The sequence below is a fragment of the Pseudomonadota bacterium genome (genome assembly GCA_022572885.1).
Classification (GTDB): Bacteria; Pseudomonadota; Gammaproteobacteria; order Steroidobacterales; family MnTg04; genus MnTg04.
In genome coordinates this window covers 53,003-71,367 of record JACZVC010000015.1, presented here as the reverse complement: position 1 = coordinate 71,367, position 18,365 = coordinate 53,003, and the positions used below count along the sequence as shown (strand labels likewise).

Sequence of the window (18,365 nt, the reverse complement as noted above, 5' to 3'; positions counted from 1 at the left end):
GAGGAATCGATCACCACGGGCACCCGCGACACATCCGGTTCGCCGGCAAGCAGGCGGAGAAAACGCTGCATCGCCGCTGCAGAATCGAGCATGCCTTCATCCATGTTGATGTCGATCATCTGCGCGCCGTTTTCCACCTGCTGACGCGCGACCTCGATCGCGCCGGCATAATCGTCCGCTTCGATCAGCCGCCTGAAAACCGCAGATCCGGTTACGTTGGTACGCTCGCCGATGTTGGCAAACAGGCTGTCGCTGTTGATCGATAGCGGTTCCAGGCCGGCGAGGCGGCATGCGGATTCAATATCCGGCACCGCGCGCGGCGGTACGCCCTCAATCGCCTCGGCGATCCGGCGTATGTGGTCCGGCGTGGTTCCGCAACAACCCCCGACCATGTTGATCAGGCCCTCGCGGGCAAACTCTCCAAGCAAGCCGGCGATCTCTTCGGGCGTCTGTTCGTATTCGCCGAACTCATTGGGTAAACCGGCATTCGGATGCGCACTGACAAAAGTATCGGCGCATGCAGAGAGCTCTCTCAACCATGGCCTCAGCTCCTTGGCGCCGAGCGCGCAATTGAGTCCGACCAGCAGCGGCCGGGCATGCCGGATCGAATGCCAGAAAGCGGTGGTAGTCTGGCCGGACAGGGTGCGACCGGAACCATCGGTGATGGTCCCGGATATAAAAACCGGCACCCGCAGGCCGCGCTCTCCGAAAACCGTCTCGATCGCAAAAATCGCCGCCTTGGCGTTCAAGGTATCGAAAATCGTTTCCAACATCAGGCAATCGACGCCACCTTCGAGTAACGCATGCGCCGCTATAGCATAGGTATCGGCAAGCTGTTCGAAGGTGATATTGCGCAGGCTCGGGTCATTGACATCCGGCGACATCGACGCGGTGCGATTGCTTGGGCCAAGGACGCCGGCGACAAATCTTTGGCGGCCACTTAGCCGGGTGACTTCATCGGCCGCCTGCCGGGCGATGCTCGCCGCGGCCAGGTTGAGATCGGCAACTCGATGTTCGAGGCCATAGTCCGACTGCGCCGGGAAACTGGCGTTGAAGGTATTCGTCTCGATGATATCCGCGCCGGCCTCGAGGTAAGCCTGATGGATTTCCCGGATGACATGCGGCCGGGTCAGGCTCAACAGGTCGTTGTTGCCGGTCAGCGGTTTGTCGTGGCCTTTGAACTCCCGCCCGCGGAAGTCAGCCTCGGTCAGACCGTAGTTCTGGATCATCGTGCCCATCGCACCATCGAGCAACAGGATTCTTTGGCGCAACGCTTCTTCAAGCGGATGCATGCGCAATCCCCTGTTGCGGCCTGATGCCGAGAATGTGGCAAATGGCGTAGGTCAACCGAGAACGGTTTAGCGTATAAAAATGAAAATTCTCTACCCCGTGTTCCTGCAGGCGGCGCACCTGGTCGATCGCAACACTGGCCGCCACCAGCTGGTGAGTATCCGGGTCATTTTCCAGTCCTTCAAACTGCTGACTGATCTGCGGCGGAATCGCCGCGCCGCAGGCTTTTGCAAATTGAACCAGTCGCGGAAAGCGGGTGATCGGCAAGATGCCGGGCACGATCGGGACATCGATGCCATTGTCCACGCACAAATCACGAAAACGCAAAAAGGCATCGTTATAAAAAAAGAACTGGGTGATCGCCCGCGTAGCCCCTGCATCGATCTTGCGCTTGAGGTTGTCCAGGTCGAAACGCTGACTCGGCGCCTCCGGGTGCACTTCCGGATAAGCCGCGACAGAGATTTCAAAATCAGCCATTTCGCGCAGACCAGTGACCAGGTCGGAAGCATAGGCGTAGCCATCTTTCCTCGGCCGGTATTCCGTGCAGCCTGCCGGCGGGTCTCCGCGCAGCGCGACTATATGCCTTATCCCCAACTCGTAATAGTCTTGCGCAATCTCCCGTATTTCCTCGCGGCTCGCGTCGATGCAGGTGAGATGGGGGACAACCACCAGCTTGGTCTCGGTCAGAATCCGCCGCACGACACGGTGAGTGCGATCCCTGGTGGAGCCGTCCGCCCCGTAAGTCACGGACACAAAACCGGGATTCAACGGGGCCAGGTTTTCGATCGAGTCCCAAAGTATGGAATCCATTGCCGGCGTATTCGGCGGAAAAAACTCGAACGATACATTCACGCTGGAAATCTGGGCCGACTGTTCGGCCAGGCGGTTTTTCAAATCCGTGACACTCATGCCGCCCTCTTCGCCGCGTCTTTTTTCTGCCCGAGGCACAACACGATGGCCGGGCGTTTTTCCGGCACCAGCACGGTCGCGCTGCAGGCAAGGCCGGCGTCCCGTAACCAGCGCCCGGGACCGGTGTTTTCCAGATCGCCAACGCCATTGGCGGACGGCATTTTTTCGATCAACAACAGGCATCCGGTCGCGCGAAGAATTCGGGTGGCTTCGGCGACCGCTGCCGCGGGATCCTCGGCTTCGTTGAGCACATCGTCGATGGTAATCGTGTCGAACGAACAATTGGTAAATGGCATCTGGTACATGTTGGCGTGCCGGACCATGCATTGACTGAGACCGGCCGAGTGCAAATTGCTCCTGGCGATCAGCAACATCTTGCTGGAAATATCGACGCCGACAGCCTGCTTTGCCGACTCGCCGAGAAATCTCAGCAGGCGCCCTGTTCCCGTGCCGATGTCGAGCAGATCACCGACCGGCCTCGAGCCCAGGAGTTTTCTGACCGCGGCTGAGAGCTGTTCGTCGTTCACCGCTGGCTGGCCCAGTTGCGCCGTATAGCCGCTGGCTAACCTGGCGCGCTCGGCGAGCACATCTTCCAGGCGTTGCTGGTCAACCAGGAAGGCGCTGTCTTCTATTGCCAGGTTTTGCAGGATGTTGCCCACCAGTTCGGCTTCGGATCCGCTCAGCGGCACCCGATAAAAAACCCAGTGGCGTTCACGAAAACGCACCAGCAGACCGGCATCGCAGAGTATTTTCAGGTGCCGGGAAACCCGCGGCTGGCTTTGTGCAATCACGCGGGTGATTTCACCGACGGTCAGCTCACCCTGGGCGCAAATCCTCAGCAACCGCAGCCGGGTTGGCTCGGCAGCAGCTTTTAGTCCGGCAAGCAATGCCGGGCTGGTCAGAAAAGTACTCATGCGGATTGACCGTGTGCTTCGCGTTACTTCTGAATTAATATAAAGATATCTTTATGTTATTATACTAAGTATATGCCGCTGATGCCGCGAAGACAAGCCCGCCATTGTTAGCCTGCTCGACAGCCCTGTGGCAGACTCCGGCCCCATGAATAATGACATCGCGAGCCGACCGGCAAACTTTTCGCACCAAACCAGGCGTATGGAACAATGGTGGCGTGAAGGAATCCCGCTGGTTGCGGCCATGGGCGCGCGTATCGAAAAACTGGATGACCAGGAATTGATTGTCTGCGCGCCGCTCGCGCCAAACCGTAACCACATGGCGACTGCCTTCGGCGGCAGCCTGCTGGCGCTGGCAACGCTGACCGGATGGGGGATCGCAAAGCTGATGGCCGGAGAGACCGCAACCCACGTCGTAATCCAGCGTAGTCAGATGAAGTTTCTGCTACCGGTAAACGGTCAGCTGCGAGCCCGCTGCCGCTGGCCGGACGACAAAAAAAAAGAGCGTTTTAACAGGAGCCTGGCAACAAGGAATCGCGCCCGGATCGACCTGGAAATCACGCTGTTTTCAGACGCTGCCGTGGCCGCGGAGTTTTGCGGCCGCTTCGCCGCGCTGCGCGATACCGGCTACGGCTGAACGCAGCTGATGATCGCTACTAGTGCACGCTTTGCTCGCCCGCCGGCGGATCCGCCAGGAACAGCCCGGCAGAATCGATGCGGTCGAACTGGTAACCTTTATTGCAAAATTCACAATGCACGCTGACGATGCCGCGCTCTTCAACCATGTCGCGAATCTCATCCGCGCCGAGGCTTCTCAACATGTTTTCGACTCGCTCGCGGTTGCAACTGCAGCGAAACGAAACCGGCAGACGATCGAAAAGACGCAGATCGTCTTCGTTGAACAAACGATTGAGTAGTTGCCGTTCGGGCAGTTCGAGCAGCTCCTCGGTTTTGATCGTCGATGCCAGCAGGCAAACGCGATCCCAGAAATCTTCAGCGGGCGCTACGCCGTGTTCCGGCATGCGCTGCAACAGCATTCCGGCAACCGCTTCGTCGCCGCTGGCCAGCCACAACCGGGTCGGCAACTGCTCCGAGCGATCGAAATACACGCGCAGGCTTTCTGCAACGGTAGCCCCGGTTACCGGAACGACGCCCTGGTAACGCTGGTTGTCGGCATCATTCTCGATCGAGATGATCATTTTCCCATTGCTCATCAACTGCTCGAAGGAGGCATCGTCGAATTCGCCCTGCCACCGGGCCAGCCCCCTGAGCACCAACTTGTTGCTGCACTGGATCACGACCATGGTCAGCGGGCCGTCGCCCTGGATCTGCACGGTTATCTGGCCCTCAAACTTGACAGTAGAAGCGAGCAGCACGGTTGCGGCCATGGTTTCGCCGAGGATTCGTTGAACGGGCTGCGGATAATCGTAACGTTCCAGAATCGCGCGCCAGGACTGATCGAGATGCACGAGTTTCCCGCGGACCGGGCAGCCCTCAAACAAAAACCGGTGCAGACTGTCGCGCGATAACTCGTCCAATGTTCAGGCCAGCTTCTTCTTGAGCAACTGGTTTACCTGGCCCGGGTTGGCCTTGCCCTGAGTCGCTTTCATAACCTGGCCGACAAAAAACCCGAACAACTTGTCCTTACCGCCCCGATACTGCTCGAGCTGCCCCGGGTTTGCCGCGATCACTTCATCGATAATTTTTTCGATCGCCGAGCTGTCGGTAATTTGCCTGAGCCCCCGTTTTTCGATGATATCGTCAGCATCGCCCTCGCCATCCCACATCGCTTCGAACACTTCCTTGGCGATCTTGCCCGAGATCGTGTGGTCTGCAATCCGCTTGAGAAGGCCGGCCAGTGCGGTCGCGGAGACCTTGCTATCGCCGATTTCCATGCCGCTTCGATTCAGGCCGGCGGATAGCTCGCCGGCAACCCAATTTGCAGCCAGTTTGGGTTCGCCGCCGCTCGCCTCGACAACCGCCTCGAAATAAGCGGCCATCTCGCGGCTGGTCGTCAGCACGCGCGCATCGTAGTCGCTCAGTTTGTATTCGCTGCCGAAGCGTTCGCGTTTTTCGTCCGGCAATTCCGGCAGCGTGCTGCGCACGGCCTCGATCTCCTCCTCGCTGATCAGCAGGGGCAGTAAATCGGGGTCGGGAAAATAACGATAATCGTTGGCTTCTTCCTTGAGCCGCATGGTCCGCGTTTCGTTTTTTGCGGAATCGTAGAGACGGGTTTCCTGCACCACCTTGCCGCCAGATTCGAGTACATCGATCTGGCGCTCTACCTCCAGATTGATCGCCTTTTCCACGAAACGGAATGAGTTGAGATTCTTCAGCTCGGTGCGCGTACCATATTTCTCCTGGCCTTTTGGCCGCACCGAGACATTGGCATCACAACGGAAGGAGCCTTCCTGCATATTGCCGTCACAGATTTCCAGGTAGCGAACCAGCGTATGCATCCCTTTCATATAGGCGACCGCTTCTGCGGCCGAGCGCATGTCCGGTTCGGATACGATTTCCAGCAGCGGCGTCCCCGCGCGGTTAAGATCGATACCGCTCATGCCCTGGAATTCTTCGTGCAAGGATTTACCGGCGTCCTCTTCCAGGTGGGCGCGGGTGATCCCGACCCGTTTGCGGCTGCCATCGTCGAGGGTGATATAGATCTCGCCACGACCAACGATCGGCAATTCAAACTGGCTGATCTGATAGCCTTTAGGAAGATCCGGGTAAAAATAGTTTTTGCGTGCGAATACCGAGCGCCGCGCGATCTCGCAATTCACCGCCAAGCCGAATTTCACGGCCATCTTCACTACTTCCCCATTGAGCACCGGCAGGACGCCGGGATAACCGAGATCGACCAGGTTCGCCTGGCTGTTGGGCTGCGCACCGTAAGCTGTCGAACTGCTCGAAAAAATCTTGCTCCGGGTGGCGAGCTGAGCGTGTATTTCCAGCCCGATTACGACTTCCCATTCGATAGTCATGCCGTCGCGGTACCCCCGACTGTCATTTCCGGTGCGCGGGTGTGCCAGTCCGTGACCTGCTGATACCGGTGCGCCACATTCAACAGGCGTGCTTCGCAAAAGTGGGGCCCGACAATCTGCAAGCCCACCGGCAGGCCATCGACGAACCCGCAGGGTACGGACATGCCTGGCAGGCCCGCCAGATTGGCGCCAATCGTGTAAATATCGTTCAGGTACATGGTGATCGGGTCGTGGGTCTTGGAGCCGAGTTTAAAAGCCGGCGTCGGCGTAGTCGGGCCCGCGATTATATCCACCGATTTGAACGCTTCTGCATAGTCGGCCGCGATCAGTTGACGAACTTTCTGCGCCTGCAGGTAATAGGCGTCATAGTATCCCGCCGACAATACATAGGTGCCGATCATGATGCGACGCTTGACCTCGGCGCCAAATCCCTGACCCCGGGTTTTCTTGTACATATCCGTCAGGTCATCATATTTCTCCGCCCGATGGCCGAATCGAACACCGTCAAAACGGGACAGGTTCGATGAGCACTCGGCTGGCGCCACCACATAATAAGTGGGCACCGACAACCCCAGGTTTGGCAGATGGATTTCACTGATTTTCGCGCCGAGCTTCTCCAGCTCGCGGATCGCTTCTTCGACGGCGGTCTTGTTCGCCGGCATCAGTCCATCATCGAAAAACTCCGTGGGTACGCCGATACGCAGGCCGTCAAGCTTATCGTCCAGCGTCGCCCGGTAATCGGGCACATCTTTTTCGGCGCTGGTCGAATCCCTGGGATCGAAACCTGCCATCGTCCCGAGCATTATCGCGGCATCCTCGGCACTGCGGGTCAGCGTGCCGGCCTGATCGAGACTCGAGGCAAATGCCACCATGCCATAGCGGGAAACGCGGCCATAGGTTGGTTTGAGCCCCGTGATGCCCGTCAGCGCAGCCGGCTGGCGTATCGAACCGCCGGTATCCGTGCCAGTAGCGCCAGGCAGCAGGCGTGCCGCGACCGCGGCTGCGGAGCCGCCGGACGAGCCGCCTGGAACGCGGGTATCGTCCCATGGGTTTTTTACCGGGCCAAAGCAACTGTTTTCGTTCGACGAACCCATCGCGAATTCGTCCATGTTGGTTTTTGCCAGCATCACCGCGCCGGCCTCTTTCAGTTTTCCCACCACCGTGGCGTCATAGGGTGAAACAAAATTGTCCAGGATCCGGGACCCGCAGGTTGTCAGTACGCCGTCGGTACAGAAAAGGTCCTTGTGCACAATGGGAATGCCATTCAGCGGACCCGCATCGCCGGCGGCACGCGTTTGATCGGCTTGACGGGCTTGTTCGAGCGCCAACTCGCCGGTCACCGTGACAAAAGCGTTCAGTTGCGGACCCAGTCTTTCGACCCGGTCGAGCAAATGCGTGGTCAACTCTACGCTGCTGAAGTCGCCAGACTGCAATGAGCTGGAGAGCTGGGAGATGGTTTTGTCGTGCATGATTCACCAAAAAGCTAACAATTCAATATCGGGGACTGGCAACCGCCGCCTGCGCGTGCCTTGCGGAAAGTGAGGTTCAGGAGCCTATTCGAGCACCTTCGGTACCAGGTACAGGTCCTCTTCCACGCTGGCTGCATTTTGTTGAAACTTCTGGTGCTGGTCCGTTTCGGTCACCTCGTCCGCCCTGAGTCTTTGCGCCATATCCAGCGGGTGGGCCATCGGCAGCACATCGTCTGTGCTGGCCTGACTCAGTTGCTCGACAAAATCGATAATGCGCGACAAATCGTCTGCAAACGCAGCCACTTCTTCCTCTGCAATTTCCAGGCGAGCAAGATGGGCGATGTTATTCATCTCGTTGCGACTCAGTGACATGCGCTTGTCTCCCAATAGCGACAGGAAAGTCCTGCAAAGGCCCGGAACAAGCGGATAATCATACACCTGTGCTTGCTCAATGTGCCACCCGTTGCTAGAGTAGCGCGTCGTTTTCAAGCCACTGTTCAGCGCGGATTTTTGATTCGAATGTTTAAGAATTTACGGGGATTTTTCTCCAACGATTTGTCCATCGACCTGGGCACCGCAAACACTCTGATTTATGTCCGTGGCCGCGGCATCGTTCTGAACGAGCCGTCGGTGGTGGCCATCCGCGAAGAACCCGGTCGGGGTGGGAAAGTCCTGCAGGCGGTCGGCCAGGAAGCCAAGAACATGATCGGCAGGACGCCTAGCAATATTACGGCCATCCGGCCGCTGAAAGACGGCGTTATTGCAGATTTCACGATAACCGAAAAAATGCTCCAGTACTTTATCAAGAAAGTACACGACGGCGCCTTTTTTCGTCCCAGTCCGCGGGTCCTGATCTGTGTCCCCTATGGTTCGACCCAGGTCGAACGCCGTGCCATCCGCGAATCCGTCGAGGGCGCCGGCGCCCGCAAGGTTTACCTGATGGAGGAACCCATGGCCGCGGCCATCGGCGCCGGTCTGCCGGTGCAGGAAGCGCGCGGCTCCATGGTGCTCGATGTTGGCGGCGGCACCTCCGAGGTCGCGGTTATCTCGCTGGGCGGTATCGTCTACGCCGCATCGGTCAGGATCGGTGGCGACCGCTTCGACGACGCCATCATTGCCTACGTCCGCCGCAACTACGGTATTTTGATCGGTGAGGCCACGGCGGAGCGCATCAAGCACGAGGTCGGATCGGCCTACCCTGGCCAGGAAGTCAACGAAATTTCGGTCAAGGGACGCAACCTGTCCGAAGGCGTGCCACGCAGTTTCAACCTGAACAGCAATGAAATACTGGAAGCCCTTCAGGAACCGCTGCAAGGCATAGTCGGGGCGGTCAAGGCGGCACTCGAACAGACCCCGCCTGAACTGGGCTCTGATGTTGCCGAGCGTGGCATTGTACTGACCGGCGGTGGCTCGTTGCTGCGTGAAATCGACAAGCTGCTGACCGAGGAAACCGGCCTGCCGGTCGTCATCGCCGACGATCCGATGACTTGTGTTGCCAGAGGCGGTGGAATCATACTGGACATGGTTGACGAACATGGCCCGGGAGCCCTTGGCCTGGAATAGATCCGGCTACTGGCCGGGTGATGAGGTGAGCACACGGCCTTGGCAGGATTGAAGCCGACAGATGTATTGCCCGGTCGCGGCCCGGCACTGGGTATGCGGCTTTTTCTGCTGCTGGCCTGCTCCATACTGCTGATGGTCCTCGACAGCCGTGAGGACTATCTCCAGTCCATCCATTCGAAACTCAGTATCGTTGTATACCCGATCCAGGCGGCGGTCGATCTGCCGTTTGCGCTCGCCGACTGGATGTCCACCAGCCTGGCCAGCAGGCGCCAGCTGCTGGCGGAAAACCAGGACCTGCGACGCCGACAACTGCGCAGCGATGCCAGCATTCAAAAAATGATCGCTATCGAAGCAGAAAACGCCAGGCTGCGGGCGCTGATGGATACCGCCGCCTTAATGGCGGATCGCACCATGGTTGCGGAAATCATGGCCATCGATTTGAATCCCTACCGCCGCCTGCTAACCATCAACAAAGGAAGCATCGCTGGCACTTATCGGGGGCAGGCACTGGTCGATGCATTCGGAATCGTCGGCCAGATCAGCGACTTTGGCCCGCTGAGTTCACAGGTACTGCTGATCAGCGACCCCGAACATGCGGTGCCGGTGGAAGTCAATCGCAACGGCCTGAGAACCATTGCGGTCGGAACCGGTGATGCGCAAATCCTGAACCTGCCCTTCCTGCCTAACAACGCCGACATCAGGCTCGGCGACCTGTTGGTAACATCGGGACTGGGCGGCGTGTTTCCAGCGGGTTATCCGGTTGCGGAAGTCAACAAGATAGAGATCGATCCGAGCCGGTCGTTTGCCCATGTCGAGGCGGCGCCGGCGGCAGAGCTGGACAAGGTTCGCGAACTTTTACTGATCTGGCCAGGCGACGTGCAGGACCAATGAAAGCTGTCTACAGATTCGATGGTTTTATTTTTGCCAGCCTGATCGGCGGACTGATCCTGACGATCGTGCCACTACCCGATGCCATCAACGCCTGGCGCCCGGCCTGGCTGGCCATGCTGGTTCTATACTGGACTCTGCACCGACCTGAACGTTTTGGCCTGCTTGGCGCATGGTTGGTCGGGATCGCCATGGACACCTTGACCGGCACTCTACTCGGTCAGCACGCGCTGGCCCTGATGTTTATCGCGTTCATCAACCTCAAACTTCATTTGCGAATTCGCGTGTTTCCGAAGGGGCAGCAGGCACTGGCAATTCTGCTGCTGGTCCTGGTTTACGAATTCCTGCTTTTCTGGGTCGACGGCGTCGCCGGATACAGCACCAGGGGGATGGCAAGATGGCTGCCGGTCCTGTCCAGCGCCGCCTTGTGGCTTCCCCTGGTCGCCCTGCTGAAGTGGGCGCTGGTCCTCACCCGCCGGGCATAAGCCATGCTGCGTCACGAACCGCTAAAAGACACCTGGGCCGAGCAACGGTTGTTCAATAACCGGATCGTGTGGGCGTTCACCGGCCTGCTCCTGTTGACCGGCCTGCTGACCAGCCGTTTGATCAACCTGCAAGTCGTCGAATATCAACGCTACGCCGACTTGTCTCATGGCAACCGAATCCGGATTCAGCCGCTGGCACCGACCCGCGGCATCATCTTCGACCGCAACGGCATCGTCATGGCGGAAAACCTGCCCGTCTACCAGATGGTGCTGATACCTGAGCAGGTATCTGATCTCGATGGAACCCTGGACCGGCTGAGCGACCTGAAGTTGATCGATGAGGAGCAAAGACAACGCTTTTTTCAGCGCAAACGCGGCAAAAGGAGTTTTGAAGCTGTGCCATTGCGCTACCGACTGAACGACGAGGAACTGGCAAGGCTTTCGGTTCGCCGGCATGAACTACCGGGCGTCGATATTCAGGCCGCGCTGGTCAGAAGTTATCCGCTGGGGTCCAGCGCCGCGCATGTGCTGGGCTACGTCGGCGCCTTGTCGGAACCTGATATGCAACGGGTGGATGCGAGCCGTTATGCAGCAACCAGCCACATCGGAAAAAACGGTATCGAGCGCCAGTACGAAAACCAGTTGCACGGCGAACCGGGCAACCGGCAGTTGCTGGTCAACGCGCAAGGCCGCGAGATGGATGCCAAAGGCGGAGCCCGTGAGGAACTGTTACGCAATCGCAAGGAACCTGTGCCGGGCAGCGACCTGATTCTCAGCCTGGACAGCCGCCTGCAGACCGTCGCCGAAACCGCACTTGCGGGCCGGCGCGGTACCGTGGTCGTCATCGACGTCAACAACGGCGACGTACTCGCGCTGGTCAGCCAACCCAGTTTCGATCCAAACCGCTTCAGCGCCGGAGGCATGAGCAATGAAGAATACCTGGCCCTGCGCAACGACATCGATAAACCGCTGTTCAATCGCGCGCTCAGCGGTACCTACCCGCCCGGATCGACGGTAAAGCCCTTCATCGCATTGGCTGGCCTCGAGTACCGCGCGTTCACCGCCGGACATAACATTCTTTGCGAGGGTTATTACTCCATCCCCGGCAACGAGCATCGTTACCGTGACTGGAAAAAAGAAGGTCATGGCGAGACCAATTTAAACGATGCAATTGTCGAATCCTGCGATGTTTTTTTCTATCTGCTGGCGATGGATCTGGGAATCGACCGCATCCACGCGATGTTGGCGGATTTCGGTTTTGGTGAGCCCACCAAGCTGGATCTGCCAAACGAGAAAAGCGGCTTGTTACCTTCGCGGGACTGGAAGCGAGGCGCCTTTTCCAGGCGCTCCGACCAAATCTGGTTTCCCGGCGAGACGGTAATTACCGGTATTGGCCAGGGATATATGCTGGCCACACCGCTGCAACTGGCCCACTTCACGGCGACCATGGCGACCCGGGGTAAACGGTTCAGACCGAGGCTGGTTACCGCTCTTCGCAATCCACTGAGCGGTGAGACTACCGAGATTCCGCCGCAAGAATTGCCGGCGGTCGAACTGGCAGACGACCGTCACTGGGACGATATTCACCGGGCCATGGACGCCGTGATGAACACGCCGCGCGGCACCGGCTGGTCAACGTCGCTGGGCGCTGCATACAAAATGGCTGGCAAAACCGGTTCCGCACAGGTATTCAGCGTCGGCCAGGAAGAAGAGTACAACGAGGAGGAAATCGACGAACGCCTGCGCGATCATGCGCTGTTCGTGGCCTTCGCTCCGCTGGAGAACCCGCAGATAGCCATTTCCGTCCTGGTCGAAAACGGCGGCAGCGGCGGCAAAGCCGCCGGGCCGGTGGTCCGGCAGGTCCTCGACGCCTGGTACCGGGGGCAAAACCGGTGATTTTTCTGGATGCCGAACAGTTCCGACCCAACCGCGCGCTGAGTTTCGCGGGGCGCCTCCTGCGCAAGCTATGTATCGATGGCCCGCTGCTGATCGGCTTGCTGCTGCTGGCCGGCGCCGGTCTGTTCGTGCTGTACAGCGCGGGCGGTCAGCAGGTCGATCTGGTTTTACGCCAACTGCTCAGGATCGGCGTTGCCCTCGCCGCCTTGCTGATGGTGGCCCAAATACCGCCAAAATACCTGCGTATGTGGTCTCCATGGTTGTACCTGGCCGGTATGGTAATGCTGATACTGGTGCTGGTAACGGGCGCCAGTGGTAAAGGCGCACAGCGCTGGCTCGATCTCGGCCTGATCCGCTTTCAGCCGGCGGAAATCATGAAGCTCGCGGTTCCAATGATGGCCGCGTGGGTCCTGCATAGCCGGCGCCTGCCCCCTGACGCCAAGGACCTGTTAAAGCTGCTGGTGATCATTATGCTGCCGACGATCCTGATCGCCACGCAACCCGACCTTGGCACCGCATTACTGATCTGTGCGTCGGGCATCCTGCTGATCCTGCTTGCCGGTTTGTCGGGCCGCTTCATTCTGCTGGCCGGCGGACTCGCGATGGGCGCGCTGCCGCTACTTTGGCATTTCATGCGCGATTATCAGAAGCAACGCGTACTGACCTTTCTCAACCCGGAAACCGACCCGCTCGGTTCCGGGTATCACATTATCCAGTCGAAAATCGCGATCGGGTCAGGCGGCGTATTTGGCAAAGGCTGGCTAAACGGATCCCAGGCCCACCTGGAGTTTCTGCCCGAACGATCGACGGATTTCATTTTCGCCGTACTCGGCGAGGAATTCGGTCTGCTCGGGCTGTTGTTGATGCTTGTCGCTTATCTTTTTGTGGTCAGCCGAGGCCTGTATATCGCCGTACACGGGCAGGACACCTACAGCCGCCTGCTCGCCGGGTCAATCAGCCTGACCTTCTTTATTTATGTTTTCGTCAATGCCGGAATGGTCACAGGGCTGTTACCCGTCGTCGGGATCCCTCTGCCCCTGGTTAGTTATGGCGGTACCTCGATGGTGACCCTTATGGTGGGTTTCGGTATGCTGATGTCTTTCCAGTCACATCGAAAACTGCTGCCAACGTGACCCGACCATTGCCACTAACGCTCACCATACCCGACCAAACCGGTTTTCGTTTTTTCCTTTTTATTTTCTTGCTGACGCTGGTTGTCCCGGCCGGTGCGATCGATATCGAAAGAGCAGACATACGCGCATTTATTCAGGAAATGCAGCGTGATCATGGGTTTGATAACGCGCAAATGGCGGGTTGGCTCAGCCAGGCGGAATCCAAACCAGGAATCATCGAACTGATAAGCCGGCCGGCGGAAAAAGTGAAGCCGTGGCACGAGTACCGGCAGATATTCCTGACCGATGAACGCATCAGGCGCGGCAAGGAATTTTACCAAGACAACCTGGCGGCCATCCTGTCCGCAGCGGATACCTCCGGCGTTGACGCAAAAATAATCGCAGCCATCATCGGTGTGGAAACCTATTATGGCGACCGCCCGGGCAAGAACAGAATTATAGACGCGCTCAGTACGCTGGCCTTCGATTACCCGCCGCGGCAACAATTTTTTCGCCGGGAACTGGCCAAATTCTTCGAGCTGGCCCGCGCACAAGGATTAGACCCGCTCGCACCTGTCGGGTCCTATGCAGGCGCCATGGGCATGCCGCAGTTCATGCCCAGCAGTTACCTGGCCTATGCCGAGGATGGCGATGGCGACGGCAAGAAAGACATCTGGGAGAACATCGCCGATGTCACCGCCAGTGTCGGCCATTACCTGGTACATCACGGCTGGAAAAGTGAGGCCACCGTTGCGGTGCCGGCGCAAGTCCCGGCAGCAATGGCGGCCACGGCGCCTGGCAATGCGCTTGGCCTGGACACCAGCGTGGGTCAGCTCCGCGCACAAGGCGTGCAATTCGACAGCGGGCAGATGGATGACGATACGCCGGCCGTGCTGATCCAGCTGGAAAGCGAAGATGGGCCGGTTTTCTGGGTCGGGTTTGCCAACTTCCATGCGCTTACCCGTTACAACCGCAGCCGCATGTATGCGATGGCCGTATTCGAGCTTGCCAGTGAAATCAAAAAACGCCGGCAGACAGACGCTGAATAGGGTAACGAAAATATTGTTGATTGCCGCTATTTTGCCGGCCCTTTCTGCCTGTGCGGCGCGCAAAGACAGCGCGCCGTCCACACCAGCGGCGCCGGGGCAGATGCGGGAAGTCATTCCAAAAGCGGAGCCCAGAAGCGCCAGCGGCAACCCGGCATTCTATGAAGTTCGTGGGAAACGCTATTATGTGCTGAATGATGCAATCGGTTACCGGGAAAGGGGCGTGGCGTCCTGGTATGGAAAAAAATTCCATGGCCGCCTGACCGCGACCGGCGAGCGATACGATATGTACGCGGCAAGCGCCGCGCACAAAACGCTGCCGCTGCCTGCATACGCGCGGGTGACAAACCTGGAAAACGGCCGCAACATTATCGTTCGGATCAACGATCGCGGACCCTTTGTAGCCAACCGCCTGATCGACCTTTCCTACGGCGCCGCCGTGGAGCTGGATATGATCAGAAACGGCACAAGTTTTGTCGAAGTCGAGGTCGTTACCCCAAGATCCAGTGGCCGGAAACAACGCGGCGGCCGGCTGCCAATGGTCGCCGGCGCACTTTTTGTACAGGTTGGTGCGTTTGCCGACCGCGGCAACGCGTCCCGCCTGCGATCCATGCTGCGCAAAGCAGGCCTGAAGAATGTGGTCATCCGCAAGGATCGCGTCGACGGCGAGCGGATTTTCCGCGTCCGCATAGGCCCGGTCGCAAGTGTGGAGGAATTTGATGCCACTGTTGCGCGGGTCGGCAAGCTCGGCGTCAGCGATGCCTATCTTGCGAGCGAATAGGCCGGCGGTTTTTTTGTACGGCTCGCCTGCAAAGCTGTCAACTCTGCCGCAGCCGAATTACAATTCGTTTTTTCACCAGACATACACTGTTTCCCGGAAGAACCCATGAACAGCAAATCGCAAGGACTCCTGTCATTCGTTCTGTTGACGCTGATCGCATTGCCGGTCGCAGCGCAAAACACGCCGATCCCCGCGCCGCCGGCGATCAACGCGACTGCGTGGATATTGATGGAAGCGCATACCGGGTTCGTGCTCGGTGAAAAAAATCCGAACCAGCATATCGAGCCAGCCAGCATTACCAAAATGATGACCGCGTTTACGGTTTTCAATGAACTGGCGAATGGCAATATTTCCCTTGCCGACAAGGTACAGGTCAGCGAGAAAGCCTGGCGCACACCTGGCTCGCGGATGTTTATCGAGGTAAACAGCCAGGTTTCCGTCGAGGAACTGTTGCAGGGGATGATCGTTCAGTCGGGGAACGACGCGAGTGTGGCGCTTGCCGAATTCGTTGCCGGTAGCGAAGAATCTTTTACCGAAATGATGAACCAGTACGCGGTACAACTCGGCATGGTCAATTCCAGCTTCCGGAACAGCACCGGCCTGCCGGCGAAGGACCATTACACTTCGCCACGCGACATCGCGATACTGGCCCGGGCGCTGATCGCGCGGTTTCCGGATTACTACCGTTGGTATTCGCAAAAAGAGTACACCTACAACGGAATTACCCAGCGCAACAGGAATGCCCTGCTGTGGCAGGATGCGACGGTCGACGGAATCAAGACCGGGCATACCGAATCGGCCGGCTATTGCCTGGTAACGTCGGCAAGCCGCGGCACGATGCGACTGATATCGGTGGTCATGGGCACAACCAGTTCAAGGGCGCGCAGCGATGCCAGCCAGGCGATGATCAACTATGGCTTTCGCTTTTTCGAAACTCATGAATTGTATGTCGCCGGGCAGAGCGTCAACGATATCAGGGTTTGGAAGGGAACCCGGGAAACCGCCGGCCTCGGGGTAAAGCAGGGACTTTTCATCACTATCCCGAGAGGCCGCTATGACGACCTGCGAGCGGAGATTGACCTGCCGCCGCAAATTCTGGCTCCGCTTAGCACCGAACAGGCAATCGGCGAAATACGGGTCACGCTGGACGAGCAGCTGATCGCGCAACAACCCCTGTACCCGCTGGTCAATATCCCTCTGGGCGGTTTTTTCGACCGGACAATTGATGAAATCAAGCTTTGGTTCTACTGATTGGGAACGCAGCCTATGAGCGATCGACATCGGTTGTGTTTTCTTGACGGCGAAATGCTGCCGCTGGCCGAAGCGAAGGTTTCGGTGCTCGACCGAAGTTTCCTGTTTGGCGACGGCGTGTATGAAGTCATTCCGGTTTACGATGGCCAGCCGTTCGCCCTCGACTCCCATCTGCAAAGGCTGGCCAACAGCCTGTCCGCGGTGCATATGCGCTGCGATTTCGATTTTGCCGGCCTGGTTGCACGGCTGATCGAACAAAATGGCGGCGGCGATATGGCAATCTATCTCCAGGTCAGCCGCGGTGCGCCAAAGGAAAGAAACCACCTGATTCCGGCGGCTATCGAGGCAACCGTCTTCGCGATGACGCAAGCCTTCCCGGCGCCATCGGAAAAGGCAATAGAAACCGGGCTATCGGCAGCAATCTGCGAGGATTTTCGCTGGCAGCGATGCGACATCAAGGCGACATCGTTGCTGGCCAATGTGCTGCTCCGGCAACAGGCGGCCGATGAGGATGCGGATGAAGCCATACTCGAAAGAGACGGGATGATTACCGAGGGCTCGTCCAGCAGTGTATTCGCGTTGATCGGCGGCACCTTGCGCACACCCGAGGACGCACCCGTGTTGTTGCCCGGAACAACGCGCGACCGGGTCATCGATGTTGCCCGCGACCAGGGAATAACGGTAGTCAGCCAGGGATTCAGCAAGGCTGAGTTATACCAGGCAGACGAAGTCTGGATCTGCAGCGCGTTGCGCGAGCTTTTGCCGGTTACCCGGCTGGATGGCCGGGCGGTCGGAGACGGATTGCCGGGACCGGTGTGGAAAAAAGTTTATCGGGCTTTTCAAATTGCCAAAAAAACCTGCTGACACGTTACTCGAGTTTCCCTGTGATTTTCCGCTCAAGGTCATGGGAAAGTATGCCGATGATTTTGAGGCCCTGGTCAAGGAGATTGCCGAGCGCCATGTCGGCGTACTGCCGGAGGGAGCGGTCAGTTCGCGGTCAAGCAGCAACGGGCGGTTTGTCTCGGTCACCATCGTGATCAGGGCGCAAAGCAAGCAGCAGCTGGATGAGCTGTATCTGGAACTGACCTCCACCGAACGAGTCCTGATGGCATTATGAGCCAGCGTGCCGATGTCGTTATCAAGCGGCTGGGGCTGGTCGAGTACGAGCCCACCTGGCGCGACATGCAGACCTTTACCGATCGTCGCGATGCGCAGACGACCGATGAAATCTGGTTGCTGCAGCATCCGCCGGTTTACACGCTGGGTCTGAACGGCAACCGCGAAGACCTGCTGGCGCCGGCCGATATTCCTGTCATCAACATCGATCGCGGCGGGCAGGTCACCTATCACGGCCCGGGGCAACTCGTGGTTTACCCACTGATCGATTTGCGCAGACAGAGCCTCGGGGTCCGCGAACTGGTCAGCGCGCTGGAACAATCGGTTATCGACCTGGCCACGGATTATGGCATCGAAGCACAGTCGAAGGCCGACGCGCCGGGGGTTTATGTCGATGGCCGTAAACTCGCCAGCCTCGGGCTGCGGATTCGCCGCGGCTGCAGTTACCACGGGCTGGCGTTCAATATCGACATGGATCTCGAGCCTTTCAGCCGCATCAACCCCTGTGGCTTTGCCGACCTCGAAGTGATTCAACTGAAAGACCTTGGCGGACCCGCCGATCTCGAAAAAGTTGCGGCTGAGCTTGAACATTATTTGCTAAAAAACCTAAAATACGCCTCGTGAACCAGCCCAGCACAGAAAGACGCCCCCGGCTAGAGCCAGGGCA

19 protein-coding genes are annotated in these 18,365 nt (G+C 58.5%); 12 read left to right on the top strand and 7 right to left on the bottom strand.

Annotated features, from left to right (window positions below; all coding sequences use genetic code 11):
• The 3 genes from IIA05_07405 to IIA05_07395 form a co-directional block, all read right to left on the bottom strand.
• On the bottom strand, window positions 1–1,292 hold a 1,292-nt coding region (locus tag IIA05_07405; protein ID MCH9026926.1), incomplete at its 3' end, for a homocysteine S-methyltransferase family protein.
• Window positions 1,279–2,199: a methylenetetrahydrofolate reductase gene (metF, locus tag IIA05_07400; protein MCH9026925.1), complete on the bottom strand. Its 921-nt coding sequence runs from the start codon at window positions 2,197–2,199 to the stop codon at window positions 1,279–1,281. The genes IIA05_07405 and metF, both read right to left, overlap by 14 nt.
• Window positions 2,196–3,113 carry a metalloregulator ArsR/SmtB family transcription factor gene (locus tag IIA05_07395; GenBank protein ID MCH9026924.1) on the bottom strand — a complete coding sequence of 306 codons (918 nt, stop codon included), beginning with the start codon at window positions 3,111–3,113 and terminating at the stop codon, window positions 2,196–2,198. The genes metF and IIA05_07395 overlap by 4 nt, the downstream gene beginning before the upstream one ends.
• Window positions 3,114–3,258: 145 nt before the next feature.
• On the opposite strand from IIA05_07395, the gene IIA05_07390 reads away from it, so the two are divergent.
• Window positions 3,259–3,747, top strand: coding sequence for a YiiD C-terminal domain-containing protein (locus IIA05_07390; GenBank protein ID MCH9026923.1), 489 nt, complete (start codon window positions 3,259–3,261; stop codon window positions 3,745–3,747).
• Window positions 3,748–3,766: 19 nt separating this feature from the next.
• Here IIA05_07390 and hslO read toward each other — a convergent pair whose 3' ends face one another.
• From hslO to gatC, 4 genes are all read right to left on the bottom strand, one after another.
• On the bottom strand, window positions 3,767–4,648 hold the full coding sequence (hslO, locus tag IIA05_07385; protein ID MCH9026922.1) for an Hsp33 family molecular chaperone HslO: 882 nt from the start codon (window positions 4,646–4,648) through the stop codon (window positions 3,767–3,769).
• Between the two features lie 3 nt (window positions 4,649–4,651).
• On the bottom strand, window positions 4,652–6,085 hold the full coding sequence (gene gatB, locus IIA05_07380; GenBank protein ID MCH9026921.1) for an Asp-tRNA(Asn)/Glu-tRNA(Gln) amidotransferase subunit GatB: 1,434 nt from the start codon (window positions 6,083–6,085) through the stop codon (window positions 4,652–4,654).
• A 2-nt stretch (window positions 6,086–6,087) separates the two neighbouring features.
• Window positions 6,088–7,560 (bottom strand): Asp-tRNA(Asn)/Glu-tRNA(Gln) amidotransferase subunit GatA, encoded by a 1,473-nt coding sequence (gatA, locus tag IIA05_07375; GenBank protein ID MCH9026920.1) that lies wholly within the window; start codon window positions 7,558–7,560, stop codon window positions 6,088–6,090.
• Window positions 7,561–7,644: 84 nt separating this feature from the next.
• Complete coding sequence (gene gatC / locus IIA05_07370) at window positions 7,645–7,932, bottom strand: Asp-tRNA(Asn)/Glu-tRNA(Gln) amidotransferase subunit GatC (protein MCH9026919.1); 288 nt, start codon at window positions 7,930–7,932, stop codon at window positions 7,645–7,647.
• 147 nt (window positions 7,933–8,079) lie between these two features.
• Between gatC and IIA05_07365 the strand changes: the two genes are divergently transcribed.
• From IIA05_07365 to lipB, 11 genes are all read left to right on the top strand, one after another.
• Entirely contained in the window at window positions 8,080–9,123 is a 1,044-nt protein-coding gene (locus IIA05_07365) for a rod shape-determining protein (protein ID MCH9026918.1), read from the top strand.
• Between the two features lie 93 nt (window positions 9,124–9,216).
• Window positions 9,217–10,014 carry a rod shape-determining protein MreC gene (gene mreC, locus IIA05_07360; GenBank protein ID MCH9026917.1) on the top strand — a complete coding sequence of 266 codons (798 nt, stop codon included), beginning with the start codon at window positions 9,217–9,219 and terminating at the stop codon, window positions 10,012–10,014.
• Complete coding sequence (mreD, locus tag IIA05_07355; protein ID MCH9026916.1) at window positions 10,011–10,496, top strand: rod shape-determining protein MreD; 486 nt, start codon at window positions 10,011–10,013, stop codon at window positions 10,494–10,496. The genes mreC and mreD overlap by 4 nt, the downstream gene beginning before the upstream one ends.
• A gap of 3 nt (window positions 10,497–10,499) precedes the next feature.
• Complete coding sequence (mrdA, locus tag IIA05_07350; GenBank protein ID MCH9026915.1) at window positions 10,500–12,392, top strand: penicillin-binding protein 2; 1,893 nt, start codon at window positions 10,500–10,502, stop codon at window positions 12,390–12,392.
• Between the two features lie 5 nt (window positions 12,393–12,397).
• A complete protein-coding gene (rodA, locus tag IIA05_07345; GenBank protein MCH9026914.1) occupies window positions 12,398–13,525 on the top strand; it encodes a rod shape-determining protein RodA in 1,128 nt (375 codons plus the stop codon).
• Between the two features lie 140 nt (window positions 13,526–13,665).
• A complete protein-coding gene (mltB, locus tag IIA05_07340) occupies window positions 13,666–14,553 on the top strand; it encodes a lytic murein transglycosylase B (protein MCH9026913.1) in 888 nt (295 codons plus the stop codon).
• A gap of 13 nt (window positions 14,554–14,566) precedes the next feature.
• Entirely contained in the window at window positions 14,567–15,331 is a 765-nt protein-coding gene (locus IIA05_07335) for a septal ring lytic transglycosylase RlpA family protein (GenBank protein ID MCH9026912.1), read from the top strand.
• A 105-nt stretch (window positions 15,332–15,436) separates the two neighbouring features.
• The gene (locus IIA05_07330) at window positions 15,437–16,582 is read left to right on the top strand and encodes a D-alanyl-D-alanine carboxypeptidase (protein MCH9026911.1); all 1,146 of its coding nucleotides are present in this window, start codon (window positions 15,437–15,439) and stop codon (window positions 16,580–16,582) included.
• Between the two features lie 15 nt (window positions 16,583–16,597).
• Window positions 16,598–17,446, top strand: a complete 849-nt coding sequence (locus IIA05_07325) for a D-amino acid aminotransferase (protein MCH9026910.1) — start codon at window positions 16,598–16,600, stop codon at window positions 17,444–17,446.
• A complete protein-coding gene (locus tag IIA05_07320) occupies window positions 17,361–17,699 on the top strand; it encodes a DUF493 domain-containing protein (GenBank protein ID MCH9026909.1) in 339 nt (112 codons plus the stop codon). The genes IIA05_07325 and IIA05_07320 overlap by 86 nt, the downstream gene beginning before the upstream one ends.
• The gene (gene lipB / locus IIA05_07315) at window positions 17,696–18,322 is read left to right on the top strand and encodes a lipoyl(octanoyl) transferase LipB (protein ID MCH9026908.1); all 627 of its coding nucleotides are present in this window, start codon (window positions 17,696–17,698) and stop codon (window positions 18,320–18,322) included. Before IIA05_07320 ends, lipB begins: the two co-directional genes overlap by 4 nt.
• Window positions 18,323–18,365 lie beyond the last annotated feature (43 nt).